The following is a 14429-nucleotide window of genomic DNA, read 5'->3' as shown; positions in this document are numbered from 1 at the left end:
AATCAGTAACCGCTGACGTCGGGCCAGTGCAGCTCGACGCCGTCGGCGCTCAGGTGGGCTTGAAAGTCGGCCAGCAGGCCGGGGGTGTTACGGACGGCCCGCGGCGTGACGGCGCGGTCGAGGCAGAACGCGGCCAGCGCGCCGGCCACCTCCCCCGCGTTCCACTCGACCGGGTGCAGCCGGTACGAGCCGTTGGTGATGTGGGTGGTGCCGATGTTCTTGCCGGCCGGCAGCAGGTTCTCCATGCGCTGCGGGATCAGGGCCCCCAGCGGGATCTCGAACGGGCAGCTGGCGACGTCGATGTAGTTGTCGCCGCCCGTGGAGGGGTGCAGGTCGATGCGATACATGCCGACCCCGACCGCATCGGAGTACGGGACCGCGCCTTTGTCGCCTCTGACCTGGAGCGACAGATCCTGTTCGACGACCGTGTACTCGGCCCGGATCCGCCGGCCCTCCCGCACGTACGGGGCCATCGCGAGGCCGTCGGCGCTGCCGGTGATGTCGCCGCGCAGCCGCAGGCCCGGCCAGCCCGTGCCGCCGTCCGGGCGCGGCGCCTCGGTCTGCAGCCAGTAGAGCACCGAGAAGGACAGCTCGCGGGCGTTGCGCTCGACCTCCGCGGGGGGCGGCCCGTCGACGTACGGCTGCTCGAAGTAGTCGATCATCGGCCAGTTCACGAGGCAGATGTCGCTCGGGTAGAGGCCGCCGGTGAAGTTGCGGCGCGCGGCGATCCGCCGGAACGTCCACAGGTTGCCGTCGCCGGGGTTGACCCGCTGGTCGGCGTCGACGAGCCACGGGTCGTCGTCCGGGTTCGGGGTGAACGAGCGGGTCGAGAGCTGGAGCGTACGGGGGTTCGGGGTCTGCCACGAGAGCATGCGAGCGCCCCAGAAATCGGGCTGGTATTCGCGCCAGAACCCGTACGCGGAAGGCTTGTCGATGGTGTGATCGCCGTCGACGTGATCCACCGCGAAGCAGACCGACAGCGCCTGCATGTTCGCCGGGTTCGCGGTGCCGGGGGCGTTGGGCTCGCCGGTCTCGGCCTGCGACTCGGCGCCCGTCACGTATTCGGTGCCGGTCATCGGCAGCAGGTCGCCGGTCTCGGTCGCGTCCAGGATGTAGGGCGCTGACAGCACGAGGTCGTCGCCGTGGTGGCGGACCGTCACGGCCGTGACGCGGTCACCGTCCGTCTCGGCGGCGATCGGCACTGCCGGTTGCAGCACGGTCAGCCGGCCCGACCCCCGGTACGGGGCGAGCATCGCGTCGATCACGGCCACGGCGACGCGCGGCTCGTGGCAGAGACGGCTGACGTGCCCGGCGCCGGGGTTGAGATCACGGGTGCGGCGGGCGCGGTCGGTCAGCGGATAGTAGGCGCGGTAATAGTCCCGGATGCCGTCGCGCAGCGCCCGGTAACTCGCGGTGACGCCGAAGCGCTCGACCCAGCTGTGCTCGTCCGGCGGCACGGCCTGACTGGTCAGCTGGCCGCCGAGCCACGCGTACTCCTCGGTCAGCAAGACCGTGCGGCCCGCCCGCAGCGCCGCCAGGGCCGCCGCCACTCCACCCAGGCCGCCCCCGACGACCAGCACGTCCGCTCGCAGCTCACGCACGGGCCACCGCCAGCGTCGCACCGGTCACGGGTTCGCACGGCAGCAGTCGTTGCCGGTCGCCGTCCGCGCCCTCGAGCACCGCGGACAGCACCTCGACGGCCTGCCAGCCCATCTCGCGCCGCGGGATCCGATAGCCGGTGAAGTCGAGATCCGTGCTGGCGGGCCGGGTCGGGTCGCCCAGTGCCACAAAGGACAGATCTTCCGGTACGCGTAGACCCCGCCTGACGGCCTCGTCGGCGAGCTGGGCGCCGTCGGCGAACTCCTCGACGAACACTGCGGTGACTCTTTGCTTGATCAACTCGTTCAGCGCCTCTTTGCCCGGTTTGATGTGGATTCCTGTGATGCCCGCGCCGGCCACCGCTGTGGTGAAGCCGCGGAAGCGGTCGGCGTGCGACTCGGGGCCGCCGCCCTCCCCCACGTACGCGATCCTGCGATGTCCCAGCTCGGCGGCCCGGCGGACCTGGGCCGCGGTGGCCGCCGGATAGTCGGCGCCCACGTAGGGAACCGGGCCGCCGGCGTCGTCGCGGCGGCCCACGCTTACGAACGGCTGACCCTCCGCGATCAGCCGGGCCAGCTCCTCGGGGTCGAGCCAGCGGCCGAGCAGGATGCAGCCGTCGGCCAGCCGCAGCCGGTTGTCCTGCGAGAAGATCCGGCGCCGGCCGTCGACGACCGGGGCGCTGGTGAACAGCAGCAGGTCGCAGCCGATGCGCTCGGCGCACTCCTCGATGCCGACCAGGAACGGGTGGTAGAAGTCGCCCAGCCCGGCCGGGAACACCGGCTCGTAGGTGAAGACGCCGAGGAAACGGTTGCGCTGCGCGGCCAGGCGGCGGGCGATCGGGTCGGCCACATAGCCCGTACGCCGGATGGCCGCGAGCACCTTCTCCCGGGTCTCGGGCGCGATCCGGACGGCGGCGTCGTCGCGCTCGTTGAGCACGATCGAGACGGTCGTCTGGCTGACGCCGGTCATCCTCGCGATGTCCTGCTGCGTCACCCGCCGGCTGCTGGATGGCACGTCGGAGTCCCCTCTGTTACGCCGCTAATACGCATTAACAAACGTGAACCGATGTTGCGGGACCGGATCGGCGCCAGTCAAGGAAATGCCAGCACTAATACCTATTAGCGCCTTGACCAAGGTTGTTAACGATGGCGAAACTTCGGGGCATCCCCTACCTGGAGGTCACCCCGTGGACCGACGATCCCTGCTTCGAGGCACTGCCGGTTTGGCCGGACTTGCCGGACTTGGCGCCTTCCCCAGCGCGGCCCAGGCCGGGCCGGCCGGCATGCCCACCTACACCTATCTGCGGGACGCGCTCAAGACGCCGCTGCGCTACAACCCGACCGGGGAGTTCATCTTCCCGTGCATCCGCGGCGTCTACGACAAGGTCAGCGGCGCCCGCAGCCGCTACTACCTGTATTACGCGCCGCACGAGAAGCCGGGCGGCATCTGCGTGGCCGGGGCCGACTCGCTCGACGGGCCGTTCGCCGAATACTCGAACAACCCGATCATCGACAACGTGCTGCCCAGCACCACCGTCTCGCACGTGTCCTCCCCGCACGTGACCTGGGACGCGGCCACCCGGCAGTTCTTCCTCTACTTCCACGGCGAGAACACCACGACCCGGGTGGCCCGCTCGTCGGACGGGCTGACCTTCCGCGACGAGACCCCGATCCTGAGCACGCGGCTCGTGCCGGGGCTGACCGAGACCTCGTACGCCCGGGTCTTCGAGCACGTGCTGCCCGGTCGCGGCAACAAATACACGATGGTCTACATGGGTGTGCTCGGCGGGAAACGGCGGATTTATCACGGCTGGTCGCCGAACGGGTGGGACGGCTGGCAGTTCGCGCAGACGGCCCTGGTCAACCCGGAGCCGGACGGGCTGACCGACATCTCGGGGCCGTCGCTGGTGTTCCGCAACGGCACGGTCTACGTGGCCTACCACGGCAACGACGGCAAGATGCGGCTCACCGAGGTCGGGCCGGGTCTCGACCGGGAGAACCACCTGGGCGTCTTCTACTCCCCCGCGGCCTCGGACAACGGCCGCGCGGCGGCGCCCTCGTTCGGCACCGACGGCGGGACGCAATACATGTTCTACGAGGCGGGGCCGCGGCTGAACGCCCGCATCTGCATCGCCCGAGCCAACTGATCTTGTTGCCTCGCGGGGCTACCGTCGGTTCATGGCTCCCGTCTCGTACCCGCGTGCCCTGGCGCTGGCCGCCCTGCAAGCAGCCCTGAGCGGAAGCTGGATCGCCGCCGGCGAGCTCTCCCCGGCCCGGCGGCGACTGGCCCGCTTCGGGGCGGTCGCCCTGACGACCGGGATCGGCTATGTCCTCTCGCCGCCGTCGTCGCGCTCGCCGGAAACGCCCGACTCGCCGGTCACGCTGCGGCTGGTCGCGCCCGGGTCCGCGCTCGGCGCCGCGGCCCCCGACCTGACGTCCGCCCCGGCCGACGGCGACCCGGCGGGCGGGGACGGTGCCGACGGGCCGTCGCACGGCTTGCCTGACGCGTCCGAGCTGCTCGGGATCGGCGACAAGCTCGAAAGGCCGTTCGACAAGCGCAAGGCCGTCCTCGGCGCGGCCGTCGTGGCCATCTCGGTCGGGGCGATCGCCGGTCGCCGCCAGTTGGAGAAGCGGTGGCTGGCCCGACTGACCGGCAACGGCCATCCCCACCCGACCCGGGGCCTGGCCGTCCGGGTGGCCGCCGTCGAATTCGCCGGCCAGTTCGCGCTGCAGCTCGCCGACCGGCGGCGGTCCCGCGGCTGACCGTCACACGCGCCGGAAATGTGACAGGAGCCGATGGGCCGGTCATTGTGGACGCCCGGCCGGTTCGGACCCAGGCCCGGCTGGGCAGACTGGGCCCCATGACGGAACCCCGGCGGCCCCGCTGGCAGGTGGCGAGCACGGCCAAGCAGGGGTTCATCCTCGGCGGCTTCTGGAGCTTCCTCGCCCTCTCCCAGGCGATCGTGCTCGCGGCCGGCGACGGCGGCTGGCCCAGCGTGCTGCTCGGCGCGGGCGCGGCGGTGCTGGCGGCCGCATACCTGACCACGGCGATCGCCCTGCGGCGACGCTAGCCGGGCGGATCCCGCCACGACCACCCGCCGGCGAATTCCATGGCCGCCGACGTAGTCCATCCTCGATGATCAGCGCGTGCGCATTCGCGGAAGGGCCGGGCGATGAGGACATTGACACGCGACGTCGTCGAGAACTGGGGTGCCGACGGAGAACGGTGGCTTGCCGGGCTGCCGGCGCTCGTGGACGAGGTTGCGGCGGAATGGGGCGTACGGGTCCTGGAGACCTATCCGATGACGTTCCACTGGGTGGCCGCGGCCGTGTGTGCGGACGGGACGAAAGCGGTTCTCAAGCTGGGCGTGCCGGATGGGCATCTCGACACCGAGGCGGAGGCGCTGCGGGTTTTCGACGGGCAGGGGGCCGTACGGCTGCTGGGTGAGAATGCCGCCAAGGGCGCACTTCTGGTCGAGCGTGCCGATCCGGGAACGACATTGACGGTCGACGACGAAGCGGCTCTGGTTGACGTGGGTCACCGCCTTCACCGCGTACGGGGGAAGGACCGCAACCTGCCGCACCTGCGGAAGCTGCGCGGGGGTTTCGAGCGGTATCGCGAGGGGCCGATTCCGCAGCGGATGGTGGACCGGGCGGCCGAATTGTTCGACGACCTCTGTGACAGCGCGCCGCGGGAGACGGTATTGCACGGGGACCTGCATCACGGCAATGTGCTGCGGGGCCGCGACGGGGAATGGCTGGCCATCGACCCGCACGGCTGGGTCGGGGATCCCGGATACGACGGCGGGGCGATGCTTTACAACCCCGATCCGGAACGGCGGGAGCCGGAACTTCTCGCGCTCGTGCCGCGCCGGGTCGACATGCTCACGGCGTACGAGGAAAAGGAAAGGGTCATCGCCTGGGGCTATGTCATGGGGGTGCTGTCGGAATTGTGGACGGTGGAGGCTTCCGGCCAGGCCCGCAGCCGGGCCCTCGACGTGGCCCGCCGGTTGGAGCCGATGCTGGATTAGCGACGCAACACTGAGGCGCCCAGCGTCATGACGACCATGAGCCCGACAATGACGGCGAACGATACGGTCAGCGACGAGACGTGGGCGATTCCGCCGATGATTCCGGGGGCGATCAGACCACTTCCGTACGCGATTCCGGCCACCCCGGCAATGCTGCGTCCCGGGTGTTCGCTGCTGCGCCCGGCCGCCGCGAAGACCAGCGGGACCACCACCGCGATCCCGATGCCGAGCAGGCCGAACCCGGCGATGACCAGCACGACCTGATCGAGCAGGACCACCATGAGCGCGCCGGTCGTGGCCAGCGCGCCACTGATCCGTACGGTCCGGACCGGGCCGATCTTGTGTACCACCCAGTCTCCGCCGAAGCGCGCGATCGCCATGCACACCGAGAAGATCGAAACCGTGGCGGCGGCGGTCGCGGCGGGGTGATGCAGCAGGTCACGGATGTAGACGGCGGCCCAGTCGAGGCTGGCCCCCTCGGCGAAGACGGCGCACAGCCCGATCAGGCCGATCGGCAGCACGGCCTTGCTGGGCAGCGCGAACGCCGGCGGCTCCTCGAGGGTGGGGGCGGGCCGGTGCGGCACGATCCACAGCGAGGCGCCGAGCACCACGACGGCCAGCACCGCCGCCGCGATCGCGAAGTGGGCCGGCGCCCCCAGCCCCTCGCGGGCCGCGAACACGGCGACGGCCGAGCCGCCCAGCCCGCCCACGCTCCACCAGCCGTGGAAGCCGGACATGACGGACCGCCCGTATTGCTCCTCGACCAGGACGGCGTGCGCGTTCATGGCCACGTCGGCCAGCCCCGCGGCCGCGCCGTAGCCCACGAGCGCGGCGCAGAGCAGCCACAACGAGGTGGGCAGCGACGGCAACAACAGCGCGGCGACCCAGGCCAGCATGAGGACGCGTACGAGGGAACGAAGGTCGAACCGATGCACGAGGCGCCCCGACAGCGGCATCGCGAGCAGCGCCCCCACCCCGGGCATGAGCAGCGCGATCCCCAGCCCACCGGGCCCGGCCCCGACGTGATCGGCGATCCACGGCACCCGCGCCGCGAACGTCCCCGTCACCGCCCCGTGCGCCGCGAACACCGCCGACGTGGCCACCCGCGCCCGCCGCAACCCGGCCACCTCGACACCGATCACTCCCCGACAGTAAGCGAAGCCGAACGATCCTCGTCCGGTGCCCCGCTTGGTGCCGGCCGCCGAATTCGCGGCCACGCGGAAGCCCTTCAACTCCTTCGCCGGGTCACCGATCACAAGCCCAGGATTTCCCGTACGACCCTCAGCAGCTCGGCATTCCCGGGCCCGCGTGAGCAGGCCGCGAAAGGCTCGAGCGCTTGCTTGAGCCGCCGCACCAGCCAGTTCACGTCAAAGCGCGGCGGAATTCCCGGACCGCGCACTTGACCGCCGCCTGTCTCATTGCGACAGCCTGTCAGCTGGGCCTTTTCCGCTTCGGATGACAAGCGGGCGGTGGGTGTCGGCGGGTGGGCCGGGACGACACGGTGCGGAGGGGTCGCGTACGGGTGGGAATGTCGGTTGAATGGCCGGAGGCCGGTTAGTGAATGGAATGGGGGCTGTTGTGCCGCTTCGGAGTCGGAAGCAATGGTGGGGCGTGACGTTGGATGCGCCGGACGGGGTGGCTCTGGGACGGTTCTATTCGCGGTTGCTCGACTGGAAGTTCTATCCGGCCGAGAACGGGCTCGGCGGGGCCGTCGCGCCGTCCGAGCAGGCCGGGTTCAACCTGGGGTTTCAGACCGAGGAGCACTACGTGCGGCCCGTTTGGCCGGCCGCGCCGGGAAAGCCGCAGATGAGTATGCATCTCGAGATCGAAGTGGACGATCTGGAGGAGGCCGTGGCGCATGCCGTGGGGGTGGGGGCCACGGTGGCCGAGTATCAGCCGCAGAAAACCGTGCGCGTGATGCTCGACCCGGCGGGGCATCCGTTCTGCCTGTATCTGGATGAAAGTGAACTAGACGAAGGTAAATAGGCGAAGGCCGGGGACGAACGGTTCGGGCGGCCGGCGCAGGCGGTGCACTCCGACGCGGAAACGGGCGTCCGGCGGTTCGTGGAAGGCCAGCTCGTCGAAGCCGTTCGCGGCGAAGACGTCGCGCACCTCGGCGGCCCCGGCACCGGCACGGGTCCAGACGACCGTGCCGCCGGGGGCCAGCAACGTGGGCAGCGCCTCGATGGTGCGGCACGTGTCGGCGTACGGGATGTTGCCGAAGACGCCGCAGGCGAGCACGACCTCGGCGGGGGCCACGGGGGCGTACGGGTCGGTGATGCCCGCGTCGCCGGTGACCACCGTGACGCCCGCGGGGGCCGCCTGCTCGGCCCGTGCGGCCAGCGCCGGGTCCCACTCGACCAGGACGGCTTGCGACCCGGCGGGCAGCAGGGGCAGCACGTCGCGGCCGTCGCCGGCGCACATGCTGAGCACGCGGCGGGGGCGGTCGAGCAACGGCCGGAGGCAGTCCCGCACCACCTCGAGCCGGCGGGCCAGCGACGAGCCCGGAACGTCGTACTCGTCGTGCCATCGCACCCAGTCGCGCGCCATCGGATCATTAAAGCGAAAGACGCCGCGCCCGGACGAAGGGCGCGGCGTCTTCCCAGGAGCGGATCAAGCTAGGTGGACGACTTGTGGTCGACGGTCGCGGCCACGTCCTTGTCGACGCGGGGGTCGCCCGCGTCGGCGAAGTAGTCGTCCAGGGTGGTGCCGTCCACCCCGTCCGGCGTCTTCGCCGCCCGCAGGATCAGCGTCGCGATCACGGCCACCAGCAGGTTCAGGATGACGGTGACGAAGCCGACGTAGATCGTGCGCTTGGTGTCGAAGCCGAAGTCGGAGAGCGGGAACGCCGAGCCGCCGAAGTGGGCCCGGCCGGTCGCCGCGTTCGGGATCTGCCACAGCATCCACATCGACAGGCCCATGCCGACGACCCAGCCCGCGATCAGCCCGCCGCGGTGCAGCCAGCGGGTGAACAGGCCGAGCGCCACCGCGGGCGCGGTCTGCAGGATGATGATGCCGCCGATCAGCTGCAGGTCGATGGAGAACTGCGGGTCGAGGAAGACGATGCAGGCGACCGCGCCGACCTTCACCACCAGCGAGGTGATCTTCGAGACGCGCGCCTCCTGAGCCGGCGACGCGTCCTTGCGCAGATATTCCTTGTAGATGTTGCGGGTGAACAGGTTGGCCGCGGCGATCGACATGATGGCCGCCGGGACCAGTGCGCCGATGCCGATCGCGGCGAACGCGACGCCCGCGAACCAGGACGGGAACTGCATGTCGAACAGCAGCGGCACGACGGTGTTGCTGTCCACCTTGCCGGTCGCCGGGTCGGTGATCGGCTTGACGCCCGAGGCGATGGCCGCGTAGCCGAGCAGCGCGAGCAGGCCGAGCAGGAAGCTGTAGGCCGGCAGGGCCGACATGTTCCGCTTGATCACGTTGCGGTTCTTGCTGGCCAGCACGCCGGTGATGCTGTGCGGGTAGAGGAACAGCGCGAGCGCCGAGCCCAGGGCCAGCGTGATGTATTGGAGCTGGTTGTTGGCGTTGAGCGTGATGCCGTCGCCGGGCGCCGGTGAGGCGGTGAACTTGGCCTCGGCCGCGTCGAAGATGCTGCCCCAGCCGCCCAGCTTGTAGGGCAGGTAGATGACCGCCACGAGGATCACGATGTAGATCAGCGTGTCCTTGACGAAGGCGATCAGGGCCGGGGCGCGCAGGCCCGATTGATACGTGTACGCGGCGAGGATCGCGAACGCGATGATGATCGGCGCGTGCCGGGCGACCGCGCTCTCCCCGGTGACGCCCATGGTCTTGAGCACGGCCTCGATGCCGACCAGCTGCAGGGCGATGTACGGCATGGTGGCGACGATGCCCGTGATGGCGATCAGCAGGGCCAGCGTCGGCGAGCCGAACCTCGTACGGACGAAGTCGGCCGGGGTGACGAAGCCGTGCCGGTGCGACACCGACCAGAGCCGGATCAGGATCAGGAAGAACAGCGGGTAGATGACGATCGTGTACGGGACCGCGAAGAACCCGGCCGCGCCCGCGCCGAAGATCAGGGCGGGCACGGCGACGAACGTGTACGCCGTGTAGAGGTCGCCGCCGACCAGGAACCAGGTGATCCAGCCGCCGAAGCTGCGCCCGCCCAGTCCCCACTCGTCGAGGTGCTCCATGTCCTGCGGCGCCCGCCACCGCGCGGCGACAAAGCCCATGCCGCTGACCAGCAGGAACAGGAGGGTGAAGACGACGATCTCGGTGATGTGGTCGCTCATGACGTCACCGCTTCTTCGTCATCTGATAGACGAGCGAGGTCGTCGCCACGCCGACGAGGATGAAGAGGAACTGCAGCCAGTAGAAGGCCGGGAAGCCCCACAACCGGGGCGAGTCGTGGTTGAACAGCGGGGTCAGCACGGGCAGCACGATGGGGATGACCAGCAGCCAGTTCCAGGGGCTGCGATCGCTGCGGGCTGCGGGCACTGCTTTCGGCGTTTCGGGCTCCGCCATCAGCCGTACCTCCTCGTAACTGTGGAGACGGTCACAGTCACGCTAACGACACACGCCCGTTACAAGCGATCATCCTGCGCCCAGCGGTTTACGAACTGCGCCGAACGGCCGGTCCGTCCATCGACGAGCCGGCCGTTCCACCGCTTCCTACAGCGCGTCGAGCCTGGCCAGGGCCGCACGGATCTTTGTGGTGAGCTGCTCGTCGGTGAGGTCGCCGGGGCCGCGCAGCCCCACCGGGATCACGTAGTCGTCCTCGAGCAGATAGAAGACGTCGAGCAGCACCCGCTCGAACGGCTCCCGCGTGCGCTCGCCGTCGTTCAGCACCTGGCGCCGCGCCTCGAACCAGTCGACGGCGAACCGTGGCCCGCTGATCTGCCCGGCCACCAGGCGGCGCATCAGATCCACCTGGGTGGCCGTCCCGGAGCCGGGCGGGGCTTCGGACGGCCGCGCCCAGGCCCGCGGCCGTTCCGGTCGGGTCACCAGAGCCAGCCCTTGTCGACGATGTCGGTGAACTGGTTGTCGCCCAGCTTGTAGCCGGTCCAGAACGAGCCGTCCTTGGGGTTCAGCATGACCATCTTCTTGCTCGCCGGGTCGATGAACCCGACTGCCGGGCCCTGCCCACGGTAGTTGAACCGGTAGATCTTCGTGTTGGGCGCCGTCATGTGGTTCCGCATGATCTGCTCCCACTCGGCCAGGCTCTTGTTGGTCGCGTTGCCGGTCAGGCCCCAGTCCGTCTTGTGGGCGTCCCACTTCTTCTGCATGGTCGACCGCTTGCTGAAGTTGGCCTTCTTGGCCCACCCGGCCGCCGCGCTGCCGCAGTTGGCCGCGGCCGCTCGCTGCGCGGACGCCGCACGGGCCTGCGGAACCACCTTGCAGGCCTCACCCATCTGCTGGGCGAACTCCTCGAGCTCTTTGAGACCCTTCTTGCCGGCCTTGATCTCGTCGAGGAACTTCCGCAGCTTCGGCGCCAGCCGCAGGATCTGCTTGATCGCCTTGCCGCCGGTGCTGAAGATCTTGCCGACCGGGATGATGCTGGCCAGCGTCCACAGGCACGCCTCGACGTTGCCCTCGGTGAAGCACTTCTTGACGTCGGTCCAGCCGGACAGGTCGGCGATCAGGTCACCGAGGTTGTCCTCGATGAAGTCGAGGATGTCCTGACCGGCCAGGTCCTTGTACTGCTGGTAGCGCTCGCGGTCCTCCGGGCTGAGCTGGTCGAGGATCTCCTGCTCGCGGTCGGGGTCGGGCACGCCGTTGTCGCCCTCGAGGGCGGCGCCGCGCGCGTCCTGCTCCCGCTGCCGCTCGGCCGCCTCGGCCCGGTCGGCCGCCTGCTGGGCCTCCACGGCGTGCGAGAAGGCGAGGTCGACGGCCTTGTCGGCGTCGTCGGCCCACTTCTGGGCCTCGTCCGCATTGGTGCGCGCCTCGGCGGCGTAGCCCTCGGCGTCGGTGGCCGACTTCCGCGCGGCGGCCGCGTCGGCCTCGGCCGCGCTGGCCGCGGCGGCCGCGGCGTTGGCGTCGGCCTGCGCCGCCTGGGCGCTCCGGCCGGCGATGGCCGCGTCGTCGGCCGCCTGGTTCGCCGCCGCGCGGGCGGCCGCGGCGTCGGCCCGGGCCCGGGCGTCCGCGGCCACCGCGTTCGCCGCGGCGGACCGCGCCGCGGCGCCGTCGGCCGCGGCCTCGGCCGCCGACTTCTTGGCCTCGGCGGCCGACTTGGCCGCGTCGGAGGCCGACTTGGCCGCGTCCGCCGCCGACTGGTAGGCCGGGCGCACCTGGTCGTTGGCCCGCTCGGCGGCCTGCTGGGCGAGGTCGGCCGCGGTCAGCGCCTCGGCGGCACGCCGCGCGGCGGCCTCGGCCTGCTCGGCGCCGATGGTGCGGGCCTGCTCGGCCACCACGGTCACGAAGTCGGCGTCGATGTCGGCGCCGGTGAACGGCGTGACCAGACCGATCGCGGCGTTGGCGGGCTCGGCGATACCCGCGGCCGACTGCCGGGCCGCCGCGGCGGCGGTCACCGCCAGGTCGGCCTGGTGGGCGGCCGCCACGGCCTCGGTGGTGGCCGCCTGCGCCTCGTCGCGGGTGCGGTTGGCCGCCCACAGCGCCTGCATCGCTTCCTCCGCGGCCTGCTGGGCGAACTTCACCGCGGCCGAGGCCGCCTCGGCCGCCTTGACCTCCTGCCGGGTCGCCTCGGCGGCCTGGGCCTCGGCCCGCATCCGCGCGGCGTGGGTCGCCCGCGCGTCCGCCTCGGCGGCGTCGGCGGCCGCGTCCGCGCGGGCCGCGGCGGCCTCGGCGGCCTGCGCCGCGGCGAGGGCCCGGGACGCGGCCTGCTGGGCCTGGGTGGCGGCGGCCCGGGCGTTGGCCGCGGCGCCGGTGGCGACGTTGGCCGAGCCCCGGGCCGAGCGGGCGGCGGTGCCGGCCACGCCGGCCTGCGCGTTCGCCTCGTCGGCCTGACGCTGTGCCTCGGCTCCGGCGGAATCGGTCGCGTAGGCCTTGGCCTGCGCCTCGAGCGCCTTGGCCTTGGCCTTGGCGGTCTGCTCGGCCCGTTCGGCCTCGAGCGCGGCGTCGCGGGCCTGCCGGGCCGCGTCCTCCTGCTTCCAGGCCCGGACGTCGGCCTGCTCGGCCGCCTGGTTGGCGGTGACCGACTTGTCGCGGGCGCCGCGGGCGATCGCCGCCTGGGCGTCCGCGTTGCCGCGAGCCGACCGGGCGACTGCCGCCTGCTCCTCGGCCCGGGCCCGGGCCGCGGCCGCGTTGGCCCGCTCCCGCTCGGCGATGACGCGCTGCTGGCGTGCGGTCTCGGCCTCGGCCTCGGCGGTCAGCCGGTGCTGGTGGGCGCGGGCGGCGGCGGCCACGGCGGCGGCCTCGGCCTGCTCGGCCTTGACCCGGGCGGCCTTGGTGCGCGCGGCGGCGGTCTTGGCCGCGGCGGCCTGCTTGGCGGCGGCCGCGGCGAGCTTCTTGGCGGCGGCGGCGTGGTCCGCGGCCAGCTTGCGCCACCGCTCCGCCTGCCGGGCGTGCGCCTCGGCCTTGGCCTGGGCGTCCTGCGCGTTGTTGGTGGCGATGGTGGCGTCGACGGCGTTGAGCGCGGTCTCGGTCGCCCCGGCCGCGGCGGTGGAAGCCTCGGCCATGCCGTTGACGATCAGCGACCACTCGGCCCCGTAGACCAGGCCGGTGTCGACCAGCTCGTCGGCGGCCGTGGTGGCGATCGCCGCCGCCGTGCCGGCCTGCTCGGCGGCCTGCTGCGCGGCGCGCAGCTCGTTGGCGGTCTGCGTCTTCGCCGCGGCCAGCTCGGGCGCCTTGGACGCCGACGTGCCGGCCCCGGCGGTCAGCACGCGCTCGGCGTGCCGGGCCGCGTTCGCGGCGCCACCCATGGCGTTGGCCGCGCGCTGGAGGGCCCGGACCGCGTCGCCGTGCGCGGCCAGCAGCCGGGTTCGCGCCTCGGAGGCGCGCTTGGCCCGCTGGGCCAGGTCGGACAGCTCCTCGGCGGCCTTGTTGCGCGCCTCCAGGTCCTTCAGATATTGCTCGCGCTCGGCGGCATCGGCCTTGGCCGCGGCCAGATATCCGGTCGCCCAGAACGCCGCCACCGCGGCGTCGTCGCCGGCCAGTGCCTGCTCGGCCGCGGCCTTCACCTTGGACTCGGCCGGCGCGGCGGCGGCGAGGACCCGCAGCCGGTCGCGCAGCTGGCCGGCGCGCTCCCGGCCGTCGGCGGCGACCTTCTCGTCACGGGCGCGCGCCACGTCGGCGCCGTAGGCGAGGAACGCCGCCCGGTCGCCGTCCGTGCCGGCCAGCACCCGCTGCACCTCGGCGTTGAAGTAGGGACCGCCGGTGCCGGCCATGGCCTTGATCCGGGCCAGGTTGTCCGCCGCCTCCTGCTTCTTGCGGGCGGCGACCTGCTTGGTCAGGGCCGGCATGTCGACCATGGCGAACTTCTGGATGGCGGCCGGGTCGGCGGCGGCCAGCGCGGCCAGGGCGGCGTCGCGGATCTCCGGTTCCGGAGTGAACTCGGCGACGTCCGCCACCGCCTTGCGCCAGCGCTCGTTCGAGGTGTCGATGCCGGTCTTGCCGTCCCACGACTCCGTCACGAGCGGCGGAATGGGCAGCGGGTCGCCCTCGGCCAGCAGGAGGGCGGAGGCGGGCGCCGCCGCCGCGGGTGGCGCGTGCAGCACCGGGATGAGGACAGCCGCCGTCAGTGCGGCTGTCACAAAGGTGTGCAGCCGTCGTCGCAATCGCATATTCAGTTTCCCCCGTGGACTCACTGCGAAGATGCCTGCACCGAGTGATCGACCTCGATGCGGACGAGACATTGAAGCACGTCTCGCCC

Annotated in this window: 13 protein-coding genes; 5 read left to right on the top strand and 8 right to left on the bottom strand. The window is 71.7% G+C overall.

The genetic code is table 11. The features are described from left to right. Positions 1-2: 2 nt before the first annotated feature. Positions 3-1601: an FAD-dependent oxidoreductase gene (locus JKJ07_RS18805; RefSeq protein WP_202992891.1), complete on the bottom strand. Its 1599-nt coding sequence runs from the start codon at positions 1599-1601 to the stop codon at positions 3-5. Beyond that, positions 1594-2613: a LacI family DNA-binding transcriptional regulator gene (locus JKJ07_RS18800; RefSeq protein WP_307834319.1), complete on the bottom strand. Its 1020-nt coding sequence runs from the start codon at positions 2611-2613 to the stop codon at positions 1594-1596. Before JKJ07_RS18800 ends, JKJ07_RS18805 begins: the two co-directional genes overlap by 8 nt. A 172-nt stretch (positions 2614-2785) precedes the next feature. Between JKJ07_RS18800 and JKJ07_RS18795 the strand changes: the two genes are divergently transcribed. From JKJ07_RS18795 to JKJ07_RS18780, 4 genes are all read left to right on the top strand, one after another. Beyond that, positions 2786-3745 (top strand): glycoside hydrolase family protein, encoded by a 960-nt coding sequence (locus tag JKJ07_RS18795; protein ID WP_202992890.1) that lies wholly within the window; start codon positions 2786-2788, stop codon positions 3743-3745. Positions 3746-3776: 31 nt separating this feature from the next. Further along, on the top strand, positions 3777-4361 hold the full coding sequence (locus JKJ07_RS18790) for a hypothetical protein (RefSeq protein WP_202992889.1): 585 nt from the start codon (positions 3777-3779) through the stop codon (positions 4359-4361). Between the two features lie 98 nt (positions 4362-4459). Beyond that, entirely contained in the window at positions 4460-4669 is a 210-nt protein-coding gene (locus tag JKJ07_RS18785; protein WP_202992888.1) for a hypothetical protein, read from the top strand. Positions 4670-4771: 102 nt separating this feature from the next. Beyond that, a complete protein-coding gene (locus JKJ07_RS18780; RefSeq protein WP_202992887.1) occupies positions 4772-5629 on the top strand; it encodes an aminoglycoside phosphotransferase family protein in 858 nt (285 codons plus the stop codon). Here JKJ07_RS18780 and JKJ07_RS18775 read toward each other — a convergent pair. Then, entirely contained in the window at positions 5626-6771 is a 1146-nt protein-coding gene (locus JKJ07_RS18775; protein WP_202992886.1) for an MFS transporter, read from the bottom strand. The genes JKJ07_RS18780 and JKJ07_RS18775 overlap by 4 nt on opposite strands. A 424-nt stretch (positions 6772-7195) precedes the next feature. Between JKJ07_RS18775 and JKJ07_RS18770 the strand changes: the two genes are divergently transcribed. Then, a complete protein-coding gene (locus tag JKJ07_RS18770) occupies positions 7196-7615 on the top strand; it encodes a VOC family protein (protein WP_202992885.1) in 420 nt (139 codons plus the stop codon). On the opposite strand, the gene JKJ07_RS18765 is transcribed toward JKJ07_RS18770, so the two are convergent. The 5 genes from JKJ07_RS18765 to JKJ07_RS18745 all read right to left on the bottom strand — a co-directional run bounded on the left by JKJ07_RS18765 (position 7598) and on the right by JKJ07_RS18745 (position 14340). Further along, positions 7598-8179 carry a methyltransferase domain-containing protein gene (locus JKJ07_RS18765; RefSeq protein ID WP_202992884.1) on the bottom strand — a complete coding sequence of 194 codons (582 nt, stop codon included), beginning with the start codon at positions 8177-8179 and terminating at the stop codon, positions 7598-7600. The two genes, JKJ07_RS18770 and JKJ07_RS18765, sit on opposite strands and share 18 nt — an antisense overlap. Before the next feature lie 68 nt (positions 8180-8247). After that, positions 8248-9894 (bottom strand): monocarboxylate uptake permease MctP, encoded by a 1647-nt coding sequence (gene mctP / locus JKJ07_RS18760; protein WP_202992883.1) that lies wholly within the window; start codon positions 9892-9894, stop codon positions 8248-8250. A 4-nt stretch (positions 9895-9898) separates the two neighbouring features. Continuing rightward, positions 9899-10126, bottom strand: coding sequence for a DUF3311 domain-containing protein (locus tag JKJ07_RS18755; RefSeq protein ID WP_202992882.1), 228 nt, complete (start codon positions 10124-10126; stop codon positions 9899-9901). A gap of 147 nt (positions 10127-10273) precedes the next feature. Next, a complete protein-coding gene (locus tag JKJ07_RS18750) occupies positions 10274-10606 on the bottom strand; it encodes a hypothetical protein (protein ID WP_202992881.1) in 333 nt (110 codons plus the stop codon). Beyond that, positions 10603-14340, bottom strand: a complete 3738-nt coding sequence (locus JKJ07_RS18745) for a colicin D domain-containing protein (RefSeq protein WP_202992880.1) — start codon at positions 14338-14340, stop codon at positions 10603-10605. The genes JKJ07_RS18750 and JKJ07_RS18745 overlap by 4 nt, the downstream gene beginning before the upstream one ends. Positions 14341-14429 lie beyond the last annotated feature (89 nt).

This window comes from Paractinoplanes lichenicola, from assembly GCF_016785085.1.
GTDB classification, from domain to species: Bacteria; Actinomycetota; Actinomycetes; order Mycobacteriales; family Micromonosporaceae; genus Actinoplanes; species Actinoplanes lichenicola.
Note: the sequence above shows the minus strand (reverse complement) of the source record. Positions and strands in the feature narration are given on the sequence as shown.

Bases quoted from the DNA above. Each gene is read 5' to 3' on its own strand.
- JKJ07_RS18780 (WP_202992887.1), top strand. From the start codon at position 4,772: ATGAGGACATTGACACGCGACGTCGTCGAGAACTGGGGTGCCGACGGA.
- JKJ07_RS18745 (WP_202992880.1), bottom strand. From the start codon at position 14,340: ATGCGATTGCGACGACGGCTGCACACCTTTGTGACAGCCGCACTGACG.
- JKJ07_RS18790 (WP_202992889.1), top strand. From the start codon at position 3,777: ATGGCTCCCGTCTCGTACCCGCGTGCCCTGGCGCTGGCCGCCCTGCAA.
- JKJ07_RS18785 (WP_202992888.1), top strand. From the start codon at position 4,460: ATGACGGAACCCCGGCGGCCCCGCTGGCAGGTGGCGAGCACGGCCAAG.
- mctP (WP_202992883.1), bottom strand. From the start codon at position 9,894: ATGAGCGACCACATCACCGAGATCGTCGTCTTCACCCTCCTGTTCCTG.
- JKJ07_RS18755 (WP_202992882.1), bottom strand. From the start codon at position 10,126: ATGGCGGAGCCCGAAACGCCGAAAGCAGTGCCCGCAGCCCGCAGCGAT.
- JKJ07_RS18770 (WP_202992885.1), top strand. From the start codon at position 7,196: ATGGGGGCTGTTGTGCCGCTTCGGAGTCGGAAGCAATGGTGGGGCGTG.
- JKJ07_RS18765 (WP_202992884.1), bottom strand. From the start codon at position 8,179: ATGGCGCGCGACTGGGTGCGATGGCACGACGAGTACGACGTTCCGGGC.